The 845-nt window shown below is 53.0% G+C and carries 1 protein-coding gene; it reads left to right on the forward strand.

The window, feature by feature from the left end; all coding sequences use genetic code 11:
* Window positions 1–175 precede the first annotated feature (175 nt).
* On the forward strand, window positions 176–845 hold a 670-nt coding region (locus tag J4F31_12400), incomplete at its 3' end, for a helix-turn-helix domain-containing protein (GenBank protein MCE2497353.1).

Here is an 845-nt window from a genome sequence, read left to right on the forward strand (position 1 = left end):
CGGACTGGACGCAAGCCAATGATCTCTCACGACCTCGTTGCGCATCGCAGCAAGACCGCATTCCCATGGACGGGTGGTTGTCATGTTTTTCAAAATATACTATTATACATGACATATGTCACTTATTAATTTCCTATAGTGTGACCCGATGCCTGTTCCCAAACCTCAACAACGAGTGATGAACCGTTTACGTGAAATGCGGATTGCCGCCGGGCTCTCACAAGGAGAACTGGCACAGAGTGCGGGCATTACTCGACAGGCCCTCTATGCCATGGAAAAAGATCAGTATCTTCCGGGAACGGAAGTCGCCTTGCATCTCGCGGATGCTTTGGGAACGTCGGTTGAGGATCTGTTCTCGTTGAATGAGGATCGTGAAATTCTTGAGGCGGAACTGCCGGCCGATCATCCCGGAGTCTTCAATTCCACCAGGGTCAAGTTGGCGACAGTAGGGAATCGCCTGGTGGCCAAACCGGTGACGGAACTGGGAGACGTCCTGAATTATACGGTTCCCGCGGATGCGCTGATATTGGGAGCGACAACCCGGCGAAAACGTTCGGTTTACGTGCAGCTCTTGAAAAGCCAGAAGGACGTGGAAAAGCAAATTCTCGTGGCGGGATGTGATCCCGCCATTTATCTGGCCGGGGAGCACGTTCGACAACAAGCAGGAAACGCGTCGGTTGTCGGGTGGAACATGACAAGCCTTGCCGCTCTGCGTGCGTTAAAACGTGGAGACGTGCACGTCGCGGGGATTCATATGCGGGACCCGCGTTCCGGAGAGTATAACCTTCCGTTTTTGAAAAAGTATTTGCAAGGTCAAACCGTGACGGTCGTCCGGTTTGCCACGT

The sequence above is a fragment of the Flavobacteriales bacterium genome, from assembly GCA_021296215.1.
In the GTDB taxonomy this organism is placed as follows: domain Bacteria; phylum Bacteroidota; class Bacteroidia; order Flavobacteriales; family ECT2AJA-044; genus ECT2AJA-044.